At 41.0% G+C, this 18,092-nt stretch carries 15 protein-coding genes and 2 pseudogenes; 8 read left to right on the top strand and 9 right to left on the bottom strand.

Annotated features, from left to right (window positions below; translation table 11 throughout):
- Positions 1-181: 181 nt before the first annotated feature.
- Both F7734_RS41815 and F7734_RS41820 read right to left on the bottom strand, forming a co-directional pair.
- Positions 182-535, bottom strand: a pseudogene (locus tag F7734_RS41815) (3-deoxy-7-phosphoheptulonate synthase); the annotation flags it as partial.
- A 2-nt stretch (positions 536-537) separates the two neighbouring features.
- Positions 538-2,946 carry a pyridoxal-dependent decarboxylase gene (locus F7734_RS41820; protein ID WP_155750293.1) on the bottom strand — a complete coding sequence of 803 codons (2,409 nt, stop codon included), beginning with the start codon at positions 2,944-2,946 and terminating at the stop codon, positions 538-540.
- A 95-nt stretch (positions 2,947-3,041) separates the two neighbouring features.
- On the opposite strand from F7734_RS41820, the gene F7734_RS65705 reads away from it, so the two are divergent.
- The 5 genes from F7734_RS65705 to F7734_RS41840 all read left to right on the top strand — a co-directional run bounded on the left by F7734_RS65705 (position 3,042) and on the right by F7734_RS41840 (position 9,375).
- Positions 3,042-3,176 (top strand): hypothetical protein, encoded by a 135-nt coding sequence (locus F7734_RS65705; RefSeq protein WP_279239823.1) that lies wholly within the window; start codon positions 3,042-3,044, stop codon positions 3,174-3,176.
- A 1,288-nt stretch (positions 3,177-4,464) separates the two neighbouring features.
- Positions 4,465-5,025: a hypothetical protein gene (locus tag F7734_RS41825; protein ID WP_155750294.1), complete on the top strand. Its 561-nt coding sequence runs from the start codon at positions 4,465-4,467 to the stop codon at positions 5,023-5,025.
- 104 nt (positions 5,026-5,129) lie between these two features.
- Entirely contained in the window at positions 5,130-6,740 is a 1,611-nt protein-coding gene (locus F7734_RS41830) for an iron uptake porin (RefSeq protein ID WP_155750295.1), read from the top strand.
- Between the two features lie 406 nt (positions 6,741-7,146).
- Positions 7,147-7,464: a hypothetical protein gene (locus tag F7734_RS41835; RefSeq protein WP_155750296.1), complete on the top strand. Its 318-nt coding sequence runs from the start codon at positions 7,147-7,149 to the stop codon at positions 7,462-7,464.
- Between the two features lie 75 nt (positions 7,465-7,539).
- Positions 7,540-9,375, top strand: a complete 1,836-nt coding sequence (locus F7734_RS41840; protein WP_155750297.1) for a globin domain-containing protein — start codon at positions 7,540-7,542, stop codon at positions 9,373-9,375.
- A gap of 58 nt (positions 9,376-9,433) precedes the next feature.
- Here the strand turns inward: F7734_RS41840 and F7734_RS41845 are convergent, their stop codons facing one another.
- Entirely contained in the window at positions 9,434-9,703 is a 270-nt protein-coding gene (locus tag F7734_RS41845) for an HNH endonuclease (RefSeq protein ID WP_155750298.1), read from the bottom strand.
- Between the two features lie 54 nt (positions 9,704-9,757).
- Positions 9,758-10,015, bottom strand: a complete 258-nt coding sequence (locus tag F7734_RS41850; RefSeq protein WP_155750299.1) for a hypothetical protein — start codon at positions 10,013-10,015, stop codon at positions 9,758-9,760.
- A gap of 114 nt (positions 10,016-10,129) precedes the next feature.
- Between F7734_RS41850 and F7734_RS41855 the strand changes: the two genes are divergently transcribed.
- Positions 10,130-10,354: a DUF2281 domain-containing protein gene (locus F7734_RS41855; RefSeq protein ID WP_155750300.1), complete on the top strand. Its 225-nt coding sequence runs from the start codon at positions 10,130-10,132 to the stop codon at positions 10,352-10,354.
- Between the two features lie 9 nt (positions 10,355-10,363).
- On the top strand, positions 10,364-10,621 hold the full coding sequence (locus F7734_RS41860; protein WP_155750301.1) for a type II toxin-antitoxin system VapC family toxin: 258 nt from the start codon (positions 10,364-10,366) through the stop codon (positions 10,619-10,621).
- A gap of 371 nt (positions 10,622-10,992) precedes the next feature.
- Here F7734_RS41860 and F7734_RS41865 read toward each other — a convergent pair whose 3' ends face one another.
- From F7734_RS41865 to F7734_RS41885, 5 genes and pseudogenes are all read right to left on the bottom strand, one after another.
- On the bottom strand, positions 10,993-11,997 hold the full coding sequence (locus F7734_RS41865) for a zinc ABC transporter substrate-binding protein (RefSeq protein ID WP_155750302.1): 1,005 nt from the start codon (positions 11,995-11,997) through the stop codon (positions 10,993-10,995).
- Between the two features lie 220 nt (positions 11,998-12,217).
- A complete protein-coding gene (locus F7734_RS41870) occupies positions 12,218-14,443 on the bottom strand; it encodes an ATP-binding protein (RefSeq protein ID WP_155750303.1) in 2,226 nt (741 codons plus the stop codon).
- Between the two features lie 238 nt (positions 14,444-14,681).
- A complete protein-coding gene (locus F7734_RS41875) occupies positions 14,682-14,921 on the bottom strand; it encodes a hypothetical protein (RefSeq protein WP_155750304.1) in 240 nt (79 codons plus the stop codon).
- An 87-nt stretch (positions 14,922-15,008) separates the two neighbouring features.
- A pseudogene (locus tag F7734_RS41880) lies at positions 15,009-16,066 on the bottom strand (hypothetical protein).
- A gap of 159 nt (positions 16,067-16,225) precedes the next feature.
- A complete protein-coding gene (locus F7734_RS41885; protein ID WP_155750305.1) occupies positions 16,226-17,197 on the bottom strand; it encodes a GTP-binding protein in 972 nt (323 codons plus the stop codon).
- Positions 17,198-17,747: 550 nt separating this feature from the next.
- On the opposite strand from F7734_RS41885, the gene F7734_RS41890 reads away from it, so the two are divergent.
- Complete coding sequence (locus F7734_RS41890) at positions 17,748-18,035, top strand: hypothetical protein (RefSeq protein ID WP_155750306.1); 288 nt, start codon at positions 17,748-17,750, stop codon at positions 18,033-18,035.
- The last annotated feature ends 57 nt before the right edge of the window (positions 18,036-18,092 follow it).

Here is an 18,092-nt window from a genome sequence, read left to right on the forward strand (position 1 = left end):
GGGTTAGGGTGGGATAAAAAGTATTTGATACATCAATCATGACTTTTAAAATATCCTCTAAGGATTTGTGATTTGGATTGATAATTAATCATTAATCTTCAATCCACGCATCCACGCATCCACGCATCCAAAATTAGAAATATGGAGTTAATCCACGCATCCACGCATCTAAAATCCAAAATTAGAAATATGGAGTTGAAAAACTTTTGGAAAGGTTTGCTGGTGCTGTTACTGCAAAAGGTAATCTGTTCCAGCGACTGTAGAATTGCGCCAAAGGAGTTATCTCTTGCATGATTTTCTCAAATCCTTCAAATGTTAGAGATTGAGGACCATCTGACAAAGCTTTTGCTGGATTGGGGTGAACTTCAATCATTAAGGAATCGGTTCCGGCTGCGATCGCAGCTTTTGCCATTGAGGGTACAAATTCTGATTTACCTGTAGCATGGCTGGGGTCAATCATGATAGGTAAATGAGTTAATGTACGCAACACGGGAAGTACAGAGAGATCGAGAACGTTGCGAGTGTATTTTTGGTCAATTAACTCCGAGATGACAACACTAAGAATTGCGAGAAGTTCTGAAGAAATTCCTCCATCGACAAGGTACTATCTTTGTTAGCATCACTCATGTTCCAGAACATCTTAATGTCTTCATCTTCATAGCCCAAGGCTTTAAATTTCGCCTCAATTTCAGAGACTTCCAAAACCCCATCTTTATTCTTGTCAACATCTTCAAATACCTGAAGAAGTGCATCTCGGAATAGAGCATCAGCAACCGCCTGACGAAACTCATGTTCGAGAATATCGAGAAATGAACCCTTTGATGTTTCTGCAAGCCACGGCTCGAGTACCGTAGAACGCAATACGGTGATAGACGAACCTGTTGCTCCAGATACTCCTAGTAGGCGCTGCTTATAGTGTTCGATGAAAACTTCTCCGTAATGAGCAGCGTCAAAATCTGTAGTACTGACGATGAGCTTATAACCGTAAATATCCTCGCCTGGATCGATGCTAAGTTTTTCATAGATAGCCCTATTAAGGCGGTTTGCCAGAGTTAAATCTGTGTTGAGCGAGCCATCTGGATGTTTGAAATTAAATGCGTAGGTGATGATATTTTGGTCTGGACCGATTTCTGAAAGCAGATGCAGAGCTTCTTTGTCCGCCAAAAGTTCATCATTACTTGCCTTATCGATTCTGTCCCGAATGAATTGAATCTGTTGCTCTACATTAGAACCGGAAATTTCTGCGGGAAGTCTCGGAACGGGAACAATGATAAAACGGTCTTCCGGACGCGCCATACACAATAGCCGCGCATAAAGTTTTTTGCAATTGAACAAAGCCTTACCAATGATTCTACCGTATCCACTCTTTGTGGGGCGAATAACCTTGTGGCTGAGATATACCGAAGCCGCCGCAGCTCCTGGCTTTGATCCCTCCAAGCCATAGATGCCAACTGTGGGTTCTGCTTCGCCATGATACATATAGGGAGCAGCGAATGTCAGCAAATCCCGCATTGCTGAATTGCGATAGCATAATGCTCCTGCTGGGTAAGGAATGTATCCGGATTTATGAGGATCTACCGTTATCGAATCAGCATTGCCTAGGACTTGGAAATGCTTGGTGACATAAGAGCTTAATCCAATCTCAGTAATCAGTTCTTCTTTTGTCTTAGTCAGTTGTGGTGTGTTAGTCTCATCTTCGCGAAGAAGGGTGGCAAAATAACCGCCCCAAGCCGCATCAGCATGAACGGTAAATTCTAGTCCCTGAGAGCGCAACTCTTCTCGCAGCTCGAGAATATCTGCTAGGGGGTCAGTTGCACTTTCTTCAGTGCTTCCCATGACAGAAACTACTGTATATACTGGTCTGCGCTCTCGCAGGCAATCTTGAAGAATCTTTTTGACTTCTGTAAAACTCATCCTGGCATCTTCATCTACTGGAACGTCAATGAGATTTGATGCTCCAATTCCCAACAATGCTGCGGCCTTTGGAAATGAGTAGTGTTTCGTTGCTGGTACTAGGAACACAGGCGCAGACTTGATGTCGCTGAGGAAGCGGCGTGAAAACTCTGCCATTCCAAGGTTTTGTAATGAATACTGAGATAAGACATCTGTTAGAGTTTCGCTCTTAATTTGATACTCCTTATACAGACGAGCCGGCAATGCCAGAATGTCATCGCCTTTGAGGTTGAGTACTGACCAAGTATCTAGTTCAATGAGAGGTTTTGACTCATCGGTGGGCAGGGAAATATTAATATCTTTTGCAGCTTTTAGTGACGGTTCATTTTGCAAAGCTGCTTGCAAGGCTTGGGGATAAAATTTTAAGTTTCTTGCTGCCCAAATTGCCTCAATGTTAGCAACAGTTCCACCACAAGTGATGTGCCCCCAAGGTCGAATCGCCCCTTTTTCGATAGCTGCCTCATCTGGTATGTTGTATCCCAGCATTCGGCAAAGGTCGTCTCCTACCAAGATTTCCAAAAGCGTTGTTGCCGTTGACCCTTCAAAAGCCACATTGTTAGGGTTGTACAGCATTGCCGCAAAATAACCTAGGATAGATGGCATTGTCGTATCCCAGTTCATGTGCCCTTGATAGCGCATACTGAAGAACGGTACAGACTTCTTTAGAAACGCTAACAATGAACGGTAACTCTCTTTGAGAGTGTCAATTGCCTCTAAGTAATCTGGCTGTCTCTTAACTTGCTCGGTGATGTGAGTTGGATCGCCAGGATGAAAGTTGCGACGCCAAAATGAGTGATCGCGAATCGCTTCTACGATTAAACGCTCAAGTTCATCGGCATTTTCTGCTTTTGTGCCTAAAAACCATGCTTCAACTGAACGAGTTCCAAGACCTTCAAGATGGGGCACTTCTCCAAATTTGAAGAATTTGTTAAGCCCGTTATTTTTGCCTAAACCATTGTTCTGAGAACCGTTGTTATGAGAGTTGTTACTCATTTTTCCACCGTTTGTGTAAGTTTTGCACCCAACTGTTTGATGCCAGTAATTCGCGAGCAAATAATTCGCAATTATTATTGGCAATAGGGAAAATAATGACGAATTACGAACTAGCAATGACGAGTTTTATTGCCATGCTTCACCCTCAGCTAAAGTCAGCATTACATTTTTCAAGCAAGAAAGATTTCTACCAAATAGCGGTCAGCGTTCAACAGCTTGCTAAAAGTTAATAGTTGATAGGTTGCATCTGTAGATCTTTTTGAATAAAAGCTGATATTAGCTACAGAGGTAGGCTTAGTGCTAGGCAAATGTCAAAAGTTTTATCCTGATTCTAAGCTAGTATGGTAATTCTAGCTGGAACACAAGAATTTTGGTAATTTAAACATGACTTACATCATAAGATATTAACTTATTTTTATTTCAATAGGGAGATGCGTTGTACAAAATCCTCAAAAAAATTAATAAATAATTCTTCCGACTTTTCCGACTTGACAAAATGTTTTTTATATTTAGTCACATTTTGCACCAAGAAAATTTTATGTAAATTTATCACACAGTACTAAATAAAAACCCTTGTTTTTGCGATAAAAGCTAGCAAAAATTAGGTATCCTTATCGCAGATATTTTTACATTACCTAGGTTGGCGCAAAGAATGATTACTAATTTGTAGTGGCGATGCATCCAAGGACAACACTACTACGAACCAAATACAGAGATTTTACTTTTCGTTACATAGCATGGTTTTTTCTCGCCAACTTACTACTAAATAGGTAGCAAGAAACAGATCTATGTTAAAAAATTTGAAAACGCTTGGAACTCTTACCAATAAAAAATGACAACCCTCACGAGTTCACTTTCATTATGCCGAGCTACTGATTTCTTGCTTTACACCCTTGGCAAAGAAGTTAGAAAAGTAAGAAAAGTAGGAGAATAAAAAATATTTAGTTCACGTCTTGCGCTATAGGATAACTGTAAAGTCTAGGCTATGCAACAATATATAGCCCATAATCAAAGGACTTATTATCTACATTGTTTGGCTAGTAATAGTCCCAATAGTCTTTACAAATGCACAAATGGGATTGTATATTCTTTGTAAGTAAGTAGGTTAAGAAAAAATCTGTAAAGATAAGTAAAGACGGAGATTGTAACCAGAAAGGTGGTTTAATATATGAGCGTGCGTTTTTAGCAAAAAAATGTTTTGAGATTGACAAAGGAAATAAAATGTTTCTGGGAAGTACAAGATAACAGAAAAGTCATAGTGATAGATTCGCGTTCCCTAGTTGCTGTAAAAAAGGTAATCGGTAGAGAAATGCTGGAACCATCTGTGCGTTTGTTAATACATGATTTCAAATATTTTTCCATGAAAATGGTACATTGTTTTAGTCTGCCCGCAAAGGCAATGGCACTTGTGCGATCGCCTAATTCATACCTTGGTTCAGCAACACTATTTCCACAGTACTTTTTTTCACATTGTTAACAGGTAAATATCAAATTAAATTTTTTAGATTCACACCGAAAATGAACGCAAATAATAACCTAGAATCGTCTGTTTCACAGCCTCAACAAAAACAGACAAGTATACGCGAAAGATTCTTCCATAAGCTAAAGACCGAACATCCCAATTTGCATACTTTATATGTCACAACTAATGTAATACTTATCTGGAGTGGCTTCATCCTCATATTTGACTCATGGGCTCAAGGAACAAATTTGATGGTAGAACCAACTCCAGAGATTCCTATACAAGTGCCTGTTCGTCACTTTTGCTTATTATTACTGGGTGTAGCAATGCTCTTCGTGGATGACTTATCCTTATACGATCTGGCATTGATGAGGAAAACTCATTTAGAAAAAAATCCTGAACAGATGGATCTCAGGGAAAAGTTTTTCCACAACTTCAAAACCCACTATCCTAACCTAGCGACTATCTACACCCTTATGGGGGTCATACTGACATGGTCTGGATTATGGGGTTTGACTTGGGACATCCCTGTTCAACCATTATGGCGATCGCTACTGACAATTCTTATTGGCTTCCTTTTGCTCTACCTTGACGATTTCAGATTGGACGAAATCTAGAACCTGATTTATGCCTTTCTTGCTAAAGATGAGTTGGGGTTGACGTAAACTTTGCGTCAACCTAATCATCCTAGCGACTATTTCATCGCCCCATATTGTTGTTCATGAGAAAGATTCTACAAAGCTTCACGAGTGCAATTACCTTCTTCTACCTGCTTTTTTCCAATAATCCGGGACTAACTGAGATTGCTCCAACCAATATCATTGCTCCTGAAGGGATAGCAGAAACCATCTCCCAAGCACCACCTGACTCCACTAGCTTAGTTGGTCAAGTGACCTCAGTGAGCCAACTAGCAGATGTGCAGTTTACAGACTGGGCTTTCGATGCACTCCAGTCTCTAATTGAGCGCTATGGGGTGATTGCAGGTTACCCCAATGGCACATTCCGGGGTAACCGAGCAATGACGCGCTATGAATTTGCCGTCAGTTTAAATGCTGCTCAAGAGCGAATCGATGAACTTATCAAAACGGGAAAGGAGGATTTAGTTTCTCGTGATGACTTAGCGACGTTGCAACGACTTCAACAAGAGTTTGCCTCTGAGTTAACAACGTTGTCGGAACGGATAGACGTTTTGGAAGCCAAGACGGCAGAAATAGAAGCCAATCAGTTCTCTACAACCACCAAGCTTACTGGTCAAGTCATTATGACATTGAATGCCGGAAGATTTGATGGGGAAAACATCATCAGCCCTACAGGTGAAGAGATTACTCGTTCTGACCCGAATCCTACTGTGGCTTACCGAGCTCTGGTAGAGTTAAACACTAGCTTTGTTGGAACAGACCAATTGAAAATTGTTTTCGACACAGGTAGCGATGCCGATGAAGACAATCCCGCAGGATTTCTAGAGCCGTCTTTTGGTAGTGTTCAAGACTTCTCGGTTTCACCACCCGTTGACAACCAATTCATACTGGATTTGTTGTACTACACCTTTGAGCCGTTTAAGAACTTCACAGTATCTGTTGGACCTAATATTCGAACTATCAGCTATGTTGACCGTAACAGCTACGCTTACTTGAGTTTTCAAGATTTTAGCACTCAGGCATTTATCAATAATTACATTCTCGCCCCTCTCAACGGTCCTGCGGCAGGTGCAGCAATTGATTGGAAGCCTGCTTCAGGACCGTTTTCAGTGCGGGCTTTGTATGCAGCATCAGATGCAGCTAACCCAGACGATGAGGGATTTATCCCTGGTGTAGCGTTGTTTGTTCCTTTGCTGTATCCTGATGGGGGTGGCGACCAAGGTTTATTTGGCGATACATATCAGGGTACAGTTGAACTGGAATATGCGCCCTCAAAAACTTTTGCCCTGCGCCTTCAGTACAGTACCGGCGAATTATTTGACAACCGTTATGACGTCTTCGGAGTGAATTTCGAGTTAACTCTTTCACCGAAATTTGCCATCTTTGGTCGTTATGGTTACGGTAGCTACAATAATACTGCCTTTGGTGACATCAAACCCAACTACTGGATGGCGGGAGTGGCTTTTCCTGACTTGTTTACCCAAGGCGCTGTAGCTGGTATTGCCACAGGTCAACCCTTTATTGTTAGTGAGATTGGTAATGCTACTCAAACCAACTTTGAAGCATTCTACAACTTTCCTGTAAGTAACAACATCCAACTCACGCCTTTGATTCAGGTGATTACCAATGCTTCTAACCAAGAGGCAAATGGTACGATTGTCACTGGTACATTGCGAACAGTTTTTTCTTTCTGAAGTGTAACCAGACCCAAAAGTTGTCAGGGTCTGACTTCGGTTGAATACCGTGGGCGTGTCCGACAGTGCATACCGGGCAGTGTTAGCTACTCGGAAATCAACTTCCATGGTACAGGGTGCTTCACAGCAGCCAATGTGGTTATCCGAGCGAGTATTGTAAAAAACAACTCTGTTGTATCCTCGTTAGGAATCAAACCTACAAAAAGCAACAGTTTGGAGTGGACTGACCAAATGATTTGACCTTATTTTCTTTGCCCTGTTTTGCTTAAGTATATTTCACAGAGCGTCGCTTACTTCGGCTTGCAAAACACGGATTTTAAGATTGTTAAAAAGGATGAATGGATACCCTAAAGTGAGAGGATGAGTGCTAAGGTTTCAACATCACACAGGCAAAGGAGGCATTTTCATGAAAATTGATAAGTTTTTTTTAGCACAAAACATGGCTTTTCTTATATCTATTCCGCCCGAAAGTAACTTAGCAAAATTACTCTCTTTCTGTTTGGCAACTAAAGTTAGAGAAAAGACTCCAGGTACAGAGATTTTAAAATTAACTTATCAGCTTATGGAAAATCCCTCACAATTACCCTATTGGACACAAGATATAATGGGACATGATTTAGATTACAGAACTGAAGAGTGGGAAGCATTAGCAAAAATGGATATCAAGGATGCCAAAGAATTTATGGCAATTCTTGAGCAAGAATTAAAAGATTTGAATTTTTAACAGAAACTTTGGGGATCGAGAATTTAGAAAAATTTTTATGAATTAGCAAATAAAGATTAGGCTTTACGGTAAAATATGTCTTTAAATGTTGAGCTTGTAGAACAGAGTTTTCAGCGAGTAAAACCTCATGCTAATGAGTTTGTAGCTAGCTTCTATGAAAATTTATTAACGGCTTATCCAGAAGTCAAACCGTTGTTTGCCAAAATTGATATGGCAACTCAACGAAAGAAGCTGTTAAATGCGCTCATTTTGGTAGTTGAAAATCTGCGTCATCCAGAGGTTTTAGGAGATGTTCTCAATTCCTTAGGAGTCAGACATATTGGATATGGGGCAATTCCTGAATATTATACTGCGGTTGGGAAAGCTTTGCTTGTGACATTTGAACAGTATTTACAAACGGAATGGACTCCTGAAGTTAAGCAAGCTTGGGAGGATGCATTTGGTGCGATCGCGACTCAAATGTTACAAGGTGCGCGTGCAATTCATACAACTGTTGAATCAGAACAGTCACAGCTAACCCCAGAACCACCGATGGTTAAACCATCTGTAACACCAAATACTTCCAACATTGAAGACGTTTCAGATGTAGCGGCGAGCGATTTACCTGTAGATTTGCTAGAGAAGAGTTTTGCCATCATTAAGCCACGTGCTGAAGAATTCGTTGCTAGCTTCTATGAGAACTTGTTTATCGCTCACCCAGAGGTGAAACCTTTGTTTGTCAAGATTGACATGGTGACACAACAGAAAAAGCTATTAAATGCTCTAGTTTTAATTATAGAAAATCTTCGCAACTCAGAATCTTTGGAGCAATTGCTCAGTGCATTGGGAGCCAGACACGTCGGATATGGGGCAATTGCTAAATATTATCCTGCTGTTGGAGAAGCTTTATTGACGACATTTGAGCAGTATCTCCAAGAAGATTGGACTCTTGAAGTTAAGCAAGCCTGGACAAATGCTTTTGGAGCGATCGCTTCCGGGATGTTACAAGGCGCTCGGGTAGAACCTTCCATCAAAACGAGTGATGAGAGAGTCGCAACGTCAAAACAGCCCATAGAATTCAAAACACAGCTTAAAGACAAGTTTCAGATATTTCAATCCCAATCGTTTATTCAACAGTGGATTGCAACTCTCAAACAAATTCCCGAAAAAATTGTGCATGCCTTCTGGACATTACCAGCATGGCAAGTTGTGATTATTGCACTCATTCTCTTGGAGAGCATTTTTGTAATTGTCGATGACAATTCCTTTTTCTCAGAGATTGTTAACAGTGTTGATACTGTTAGTGTGGTAATTGCTCTAGTTTTATTTGTGAAAGAAGCACCAGATCGCCGAAAACAATTTCACTATCAGGCGTGGAGTACAATTGATGCTGCACATGATGTCAGAGTGAGCTATGCAAGAATTTTGGCACTTCAAGATTTAAATGAAGATGGAGTTCCACTGAGAGGATTAGACGCTCCGGGTACAGAGTTAATTAATATTCATCTTCCAAAAGCAGATCTCAGTGAAGCCAATTTGAACGAAACAGATTTGAGCAATGCCAATCTGAACCATGCCAACCTCAACAATGCCAAACTTAACAGTGCAAAATTATCAGGTGCCAACTTGAGCCATACCAACTTGAGTTTTGCTCAGTTAAGCCATGTGAACTTGAGTAGCGCTAACCTCAGTCATGCTAACTTAATTTGTGCAGATTTGAGCCATGCCAATCTAAGTGGTGTTAATTTAAAACATACCAGTTTGAGTGGTGCAAAATTAGAAGGTGCCTATCTGACAGGTGCAAATTTGAAAAATGCGAAAGTTAGTGTTGATGAACTCAGTGGTGCTTTTCTTGAAGGTGCAATTATGCCAGATGGTTCCAGATATCAATCTTTAAAGAATTCAACTGAGACGATCGGCAATGTTAAATGATACTACTTCCTTCTGGAAAATTACCGTTCTTAGACCTTGGCGTTCTTAGCGAATTATACTAGCTTTTCTTACGATGTACTTTGACACGTTTACCAGGATCTTGCTTGCCAACCCAAGAAAGAAATTTTTGCATTTGCGGTTCTTGCTTCAGTTTCTCAAGTGAGTTTAACTCTTGCGCTAAGCGCGTATTGTCATACAACGTATGAATTTGTCGATGACACGCAGAACAAATGTTGATTTTTGGACCGTGATGACCTTTTTTCTGTCTGGGAACGAGATGGTGAACTGTCAATTTGTCCATCTCTCTGTTACATAACTCGCAAGTCATGCCTTTAACTAACCCCTTAATTTCCTGCTATCGAGCTATTTGTATTATTACCTATTACTTATGATTTGGTGAGGTTCTGCTGTAGCAATGGAAAACGATATTGGCGTGTTGCGTCCGGTTCTTGTGGTTAATAATGCGGCGTTGCAGTTGGAGGCGCTGTTGAAGCTGTTTTTGAAAAGTTTGAGTATTGGGTCGAAATGCCGTCATATCAATTTTCTCAACAACTGCAAAATCTTCTGCAGCTATGGGCGGAAAGTTATGCAGAGATTTAGACATACTTTCAATAATAGACATAGCTAAATTTAGTGTCATTTTATGCTGTTTTCATGAAGTGCTTTCTACGAGCGCTAAAAAAAATGTAAGAATTGTCAGTGACAGTAACATAGAGTAAGATATTCAATAGGAGAGTGTGAGATAACTTCCCAGATGACTTCCCAAGTAGTAGATACCACCTCAAGATTAATTGCCAAGTTACAAACCTTAGCACCAGAACAACAACTACAAGTTTTGGATTTTGTTGAATTTTTAGTACAAAAATATCCTCAACCCCAACAATCACTCCAGAAACGGGTATTGGGTCTAAACCAAGGAGAGATTTGGATGAGCGATGATTTTAACAACCCTTTACCAGATGAATTTTGGGGCTTGTGAAGGTGAAGTATGAAACTTTTATTAGATACTCACGTATTTATTTGGGTAGCAGGAAATCCTGAAAAGCTATCTGAGAAAGTAAGAAATTTATTACTCGATACTAACAACTTTTGGGTAGTGAGCATTGCTAGTGTTTGGGAATTACAAATCAAATCTCAGTTGGGTAAGCTAAATTTAACCTCACCCCTGCCTAAACTAATCACAACTCAGCAACAAGCGAATAATTTACAGCTATTGCCATCGAATTATCTCATGTTTATGCATTAGAAACTTTACCAAACCATCACCGTGACCCTTTTGACCGAATTTTAATAGCTCAGTCAATAGTTGACTACACACAAAAACGAATTTCTCTCATCCCCAACCCTTCTCCCTATAAGAGAAATCTTTCTCGTTCCCAGCCTTTATCTCGATCCGGTGGCTCCGCCTCGCATAGCAGATTGAGAAGAAGCGGAGCAAATACTTGTCGGTTAAGCCTTTTTTCTTTCCCTGTGCAAAGGTGCATCCCCCGCTTGTCTCAATGGAATATCTTCAAGATCCCTTGTAGTATTGGAGGCGGAGCCTCACTGAAGGCATTCCCAGGCGGAGCCTAGGAACGAGGTGGGGGGGAACGAGGTGGCGGGGATGACACATTTCTTTTACTTTATAGGAGTTGGTTCAAATATCAAATATGTCCCTCCCAAACCTTCTACAATTGTCCGCGTATTGGCAACCATCATTTTTTGGTAAGTATCTGCTTCAGTTCCTGGTTCACCCAAGCTATCAACAAACAATTGTCTTTCTGACACTCTTACATTTGCTTGTTCGGCAACAATTGCGATCGCATTACTGTTATTTGTTGTTTCTGTAAAAAGTGCTGGTATCTGATATTTTCTAATATATTTAGACAACGCTTTTGTCCGCTTGCTCGTTGGCGTTCCCTCAGAATTACTACCTCTTAACACAACTGCATAATTCAGATCGTATGCTTTAGCGTAATAAGCCATAGCATTACGAGTTGCAATCAACTTGCGGTGATTTTCAGGAATACTCTCAATTCGTGCTGTAATCCAAGTGTGCAACTGATTTAACTCTTGTTTAATTTTCTCGGCGTTGTCGTTGTATAATGACTCGTTTTCAGGAACTGTTTTACTTAAATTACGAGTGACTACTTCAACCATCCCGACAACATTTTTTGCATTGTGCCAAGCATAAGGGTTGGTTACTGTCGTCTCCCCTACCTTAACTTTTATTGGCTTGGAAACAGCTCGTTGAGCAACTGCAACTCTCAAACCTGAATTATTACGCGTTCTAATCAGTTCAACTAAATTTGGCTCTAGATCGAATCCATTATATAAAATGAGTTGAGCTTGTGCGATCGCATCGCCGTCTTCTGGTTTTGCTTCATAAATCAGAGGGTTAGAATTTGAAGGTATCAAGCAAGTTAAATTGATGGTTTCCCGTGCAATTTGTTTGGTTAAGTCGCACAAAATACTTGTTGTTGCTACAACTTTGGGGAGAGTGTTGGTGAGTTCGTCAGATGCAGCAGTGTTAACCGAGGCGATGTTTGTTACTTGGTTTGGGTTATTACACCCAAAGAATCCTATAGTCAGAGCAATGAGGAGGGTTTGTAGGGATTGGGTTAATAGTAATTTTTTTATCATAACAACTTCTTATTTACATGAAGATCGCGATCGGATAACCGCTTATACTACAAACCGCCAAACACGATTACAGCAGTTTTCACCTAAATGAACCACACCGTTTGTAGGGGCGCAAGGCAAGAGCGCCCCTACGACTGTGGTCTATTACCTGAAAATGGCTGTAATATAATAGTAACGATGCATCTTTAATATAGAAGTTGTTTTTACAAGCTATCTTTCATTAAGTTTGCCTTTGTGGAATCAAAATCACAAATTCAGTACCTTGAGTGGGGCTAGAATGGCATTCAAGTTTGCCTTGATGCTTTTCAACTACGATATGATAACTGATGGACAGCCCTAACCCTGTGCCTTTGCCAACAGTTTTAGTTGTAAAAAAGGGATCGAACAAACGATTTTTGATAGATTCGCTGATTCCCGGTCCGTTGTCAGCTATACTAATTTTAACATAATTTTTAAGAAATTGGGTAGAAATACGGATTTGAGGAATTGAAGGCGGAGAATTTTTCTCCTGCATTGTGTCCCAGTCGCTATACTTATCCTCAAGAGCATCAATAGCATTGACTAAAATATTCATAAAGACTTGGTTCAGTTGTCCTGCGTAGCACTCCACTAAAGGTAAATTATCATATTCTTTAATAACTTCAATAGGATATCTATTTGATTTGCCTTTCAATCGATACTGTAAAATTAATAAAGTACTATCAATTCCTTCATGAATATCCACGAGTTTGATGTCTGCTTGATCGAGTCTAGAAAAGTTTCGCAAAGACAAAACAATTTTTCGAATGCGATCGGTACCAATCTTCATTGAAGATAGTGTCTTTGGTAAATCTTGAGCAATAAAATCCAAATCTATGTCTTCTGCTAACTCGCGAATTTTTACATCTGAATTTGGAAATTGGTTTTGATAGAGTTCCAGTAGTTTCAGTAGATCGTATACATATTCTTCAATATGAATGAAATTTCCATAAATAAAGTTAACTGGATTGTTAATTTCATGGGCTATTCCTGCAACGAGTTGTCCCAGACTAGCCATTTTCTCACGTTGGATAAGTTGGGTTTGTGTGGCTTTTAACTCGTGAAGTGTTTGAGATAACTCTGCTGCCGCTTGTTGTAGTTTAGCCGTGCGTTCTTGAACTTGTTGTTCTAAATTGCCATTAAGTCTTTCAAGTGAATGGCACATTTCATATTGTTGAATGGCAGTAGCGAAGTGAGTTGCCAGTGTTTGAGCAAGTTCAATTTCAACGGTTTTCCACTGTTGAACTTGCAGTCTGTCCGATTGCCTCCAAACAGCAAATGATTGGCGGGGGTAAAGTTGTCTCTCATCAGGATCGAACTGCCCCGCCCATAGAATATCAGTTTCAAATTCGTTGCGGAAAATGCTGAGATATCCAACTTCTTGTTGGCGGTACGAAAGCGGCACCATTAAAAGACTGCGAATTTTTGTTGACTCAAACAACGGCTGTAGATTGCGTAAGCTAGAAATAAGATGAAGGTCTGAAATTGCCCAAAACCGCTCGTTATGAGATTTAAAATATTCGTGCCAGATATGGTACTCCTCTAACATTTGATATTTGGTAACCTTGTGTGTTAAAGGTTGCTCTCCACAGGTATAAATTCGAATAGCATCACTTTTTGTTGCTAGCGACTCTGCAAAAGTTTTGGCAGAATTCTTTTCAAGTTCTAATGCTTCCGATCTAAAGCACAATCGACCACCAGACCCTTCAAATGCAGCAACAGTTTCTTCTAACGCTGTTTGTAACTCTATGGCAGACTGGGAATGGAGTAGCATGGCAACACGATTGATAACTGCTTCACGTTGAACTTTTTCTTGAGCCTCTGCAAGTAAAATAGATTGAGCGATCGCAACACAAAGCTGATCTGTAACTATCTGAACCACCGTGAGTTCGTATTCTGAAAACATATGCGATTCAGCATGGTGAGAGACCAGTAATCCCCAAAGTTGGTCTTGATGCAGGATGGGTAAAACTAAGGAAGTTTTGACTCCCATTGCTGTCAAATACTCGGCATGACAAGGATCGACCGGACGAAAACGCAAGTCCTCATACACAAACTCTCCAGTTTCTGGATCTCTCAAAATGCTTTGACCGAGTTGGCAAGAATCAACATCTACCACCACTCGCACTTGAGCTTTAATAAACAGTTCGCGAGCTGATAGAGGGATATCATCCGCAGGAAAACTTAATCCGTAAAGAGATGGTAAACCTTGCTCGCGAATATATTCAGCTACCACCTGTCCGCTACCATCCGGATGAAATTTATAAATTTTTATTCTATGAGTTTTTAAAAAAGAACTGAGTTCTGCTACCGTAACATTAAGAATTTCTTGAAGGTTTAGCGATCGCCGAATTTTGTAGGTGATGCGGCGCAGCAAACTTTCTCTATCTACAATAAAAGAATTGTCTTGTACTGATGGAAGGGTCATAGTTTACTGCTAACTAAATCTAAAGGGTTTCGCTATTAGCAGTATTCCCACAGTACAAGGGTGAATAACATTATTCCGGCTATTCTTAATTTTTTTCACACCGTCCTATCCTCTCGTTCCCAGGCGGAGCCTGGGAATGCCTTAGTAGAGGCTCCGCCTCCATTAACGTCAAGGCAGAGCCTCAATTCATGCATTCCTAGGGCAGCTCCCAGGAACGAGGAACAGACTGCGGTAAGCATTATCGAACAGATGGTAACTTACCTTGAAGGAGTTCCTGCCCAGTTCTAGTGCAAGTGGGACATTTACAACCGAGTTGATCTAAAATAGGATTCGACTCTTGAGAAGTATTAGATAATACCATCAAATCAGATTGATTGCGTGCAGATTGCACGATCGCTGCTTCTGCTCGATTTGCCACGAGCAATGCAGAAGAAACAAATATGGGAGAGGCTAGCAAAATTAACTTGGCGGCTTTCATAAATTCTGATTGTGTAATTGCTCTTTGGATACAGCATAGCCAATTTTCAGACGATAGTCATTCTCAAAATTGACCGCACTCAAATCCTTAACTGTGAGAGGTTTTTGACCAAACAAGCAATTCACCGTACTTACCACCTGCAGCCAATTGCTTACCTTGCGGATGCCATCCCAAGCAAGAAAACTCAGATGATGCACCTGTAAGAATATCCGAGAGTTGCTCGGCGTTTTTCCAAAGACAAATCCATCCATCAGCACCAGCTGAAGCCAGTAGAAAGCTGTTGGGTGCAAAGGCAATCGCTTGAACAATATCCATATGGTTGGTTAAAACTCTTGCTTCCCAACCTTTAGAATCATCAGCAAGCTTTTCCCAAACAACTATACCATCAACACTAGAGCATGCCAACAGAGGTGCTTCAGATGTGCTGATGTCCGACCATGCAAGTTGACGAATTTTGCCAGGAAAACCCCGCATAATCCAAGGTTCGGGGTTGTTACCTGATATTAATAGTTGGGATTCTACAACAGTAATGGTGCGATCCATATTACCAGAGGCAAGGAATTTGCCATCGGGTGACCATGCCATAGCTAAGCTAGCAGATGGAATTTCTAGAATGTGGGGTTCGTTATCCCAATTTTGACAATCCCAAACTTTGACACCGCGATCGCCACTGATGGCAAGATAGTTTCCATCACAACGCCAATGGATACCTAATACTGAGGAATTCTCAAAATTGAGTGTAACGGTTATTTGGCGAGTGTCAGCGTCCCACACTTGCACGTAACGTCCCAAGCCGAAAGCTAATAGATGGTTGGTAGGACTCCAAGCAAGTCTATCCACCCAAGCCGGGGCATTTTCTAAAGTAGCGATGAGTTCTTTTTCTCGCCAAATCCTTACCTGACCATCTTGTCCGCCTACCGCTAAAAATTGCCCGTCTTTGGAAAAGGCAACACAATCCACCGATTCACCTTGTTCGGTTTGCAAGGTCGTTAATTCACCATCTTGCCACAGAACAACTTCTCCGGCTGCTGAGGTAGCGGCGAACACTTTACCTTGGGGAGACCACGCGATCGCTGTCACGTAATCTGTTAGTGTCCAGAATATTGTTCTTCAAAATCCTTAGATTTTAATACCGAGCTGTTCATGATTTTATTGAGGGTAGGGGTAGGGGGTGGGGGTTAGGGAGTAAGGTTAGGACATTGAGAAGGAACCATTTGTCTCTTGGAATTTAGGTATCAACAATTACGGAATCATTATTCATGTATCTATTCCCTTACCCCTAACCCCTACCCCCTATTCCCAATCTACGCTTTACAAGCAAGAAAGTCCTGCTTGAGTTGGGCTTCATCAAGATTGCGCCCAATAAAAACCAGTTCGTTTTTCCGAGTTTCGCCCGGTTTCCAAGGACGATCTGGTTTGCCGTCAAACAGCATATGTACTCCTTGGAACACAAAGCGATTATCTTCACCAGCAATGTTTAAAATGCCTTTCATTCTGAAGATATCTTGCCCTTGAGTACGCAGTAACTCTCCCAACCAATTATTTAACTTATCTCCATCGAGTGCGCTTTGTTCCACCAAAGCTATAGAGTATACACTCTCATCATGCTCGTGAGCATCTTCTCCTAAGAAATTTGGGTCAATTTCTAAAGCGCGATCGAGATCGAAGGCTTGTACCCCTAACAAGGCATCCATCGATACCTCCGAATTTTGGGTTCGGTAGATTTTTGCCATGGCATTCATCCCCCGAATCCGCCTTTCTAGTTCCTCAACCTCTTCTGGTGATACCAAATCGACTTTATTGAGTAAAATCACATCAGCAAAGGCTATTTGCTCTTGTGCTTCATCAGCATCCCAGTGTTGCCAAATATGCTTTGCGTCTACCACCGTTACCACAGCATCTAAATTGAGCTTGTCCCGCATATCCTCATCGACAAAGAATGTCTGAATAACTGGTGCGGGATCGGCAAGTCCGGTGGTTTCAATCACCAAATGGTCAAAGCGATCGCGGCGTTTCATCAAGTTACCGATGATGCGAATCAAATCGCCGCGCACCGTACAACAGATACAACCATTGTTCATTTCAAAAATTTCTTCATCTGCATCGATTACCAATTGGTTATCAATACCAACTTCTCCAAATTCGTTGACAATCACGGCGACTTTCTTACCATGTTCGTAAGTCAGGATGCGATTGAGAAGTGTTGTTTTCCCGGCTCCTAAATAACCAGTCAGAACTGTAACGGGAACTGAATCTATTAATTCGTCAACTACCATGCCCTAAGCGCCTCTTGTCTATACGATTAAGATAATCATTGCTAATTATTTTAATCTTTTTTCCTCTATAGTTTACCGAGCGCCGACAAAATTTCCGAACATAATCATTAAAATTCGCGGGCACGAAGCTCCGTCACGAAGCGTGCGGGGTGCTGACGCTAGTTACCTCCAAACCTGCTGCCTCAACCTAACATTTTTTTATGGACGCGGCACTAGCGCTGGATGCGAAAATCTTTTGTCAGTCGCTAAAATCCTTATCTACCTCTAATTATTCGCTAAGTTATCAGAGTTTATTACCGGAATATACTGAAATTTTGTGTCTTACCAATGTGCAATATGTATCAGCTATATTTTCAGGAACGCCTAGGGGGTAATTGATGAATTCAACACCTAATTCGAAGTATCCATATCAATTTGGGGGAAGTTTACCTGCTGATTCCCCTACCTACGTGAGCCGTCAAGCTGATAAGCAACTCCATCAAATTTAGTTTCCAGTGAAAATATTACACCGTTTAATATTGGTCGAGCCATTGAACTAAACGGCTTTCAGTTGCAAAATGCACAACCTTTAGTTCAAGGATTAATTGGGAGAGTCAGCAATCCTCAAGCAGTCATGGCAGAAATTTTATATTGGACGGGTGGACAACCATTTCTTACACAGAAGCTTTGTAAAGTACTCCCAGATGGTATTGACGATACGAAGGTTCAAGACTTTGTACGAGCGCTCATTATTGAAAACTGGGAAGCCCAAGACGAGCCAGAACATTTGAGGATGCACAACTCGAATCCTTGTTCTCGGCAATGCAAGCAGGACAAGAACTCAAAAAGTTGCTCTTAAAAAACAGGGATTTGGAAAAATATCCAACTGTTACCCCATTGTTAGCATTACAGACAA

Source organism: Scytonema sp. UIC 10036, assembly GCF_009725235.1.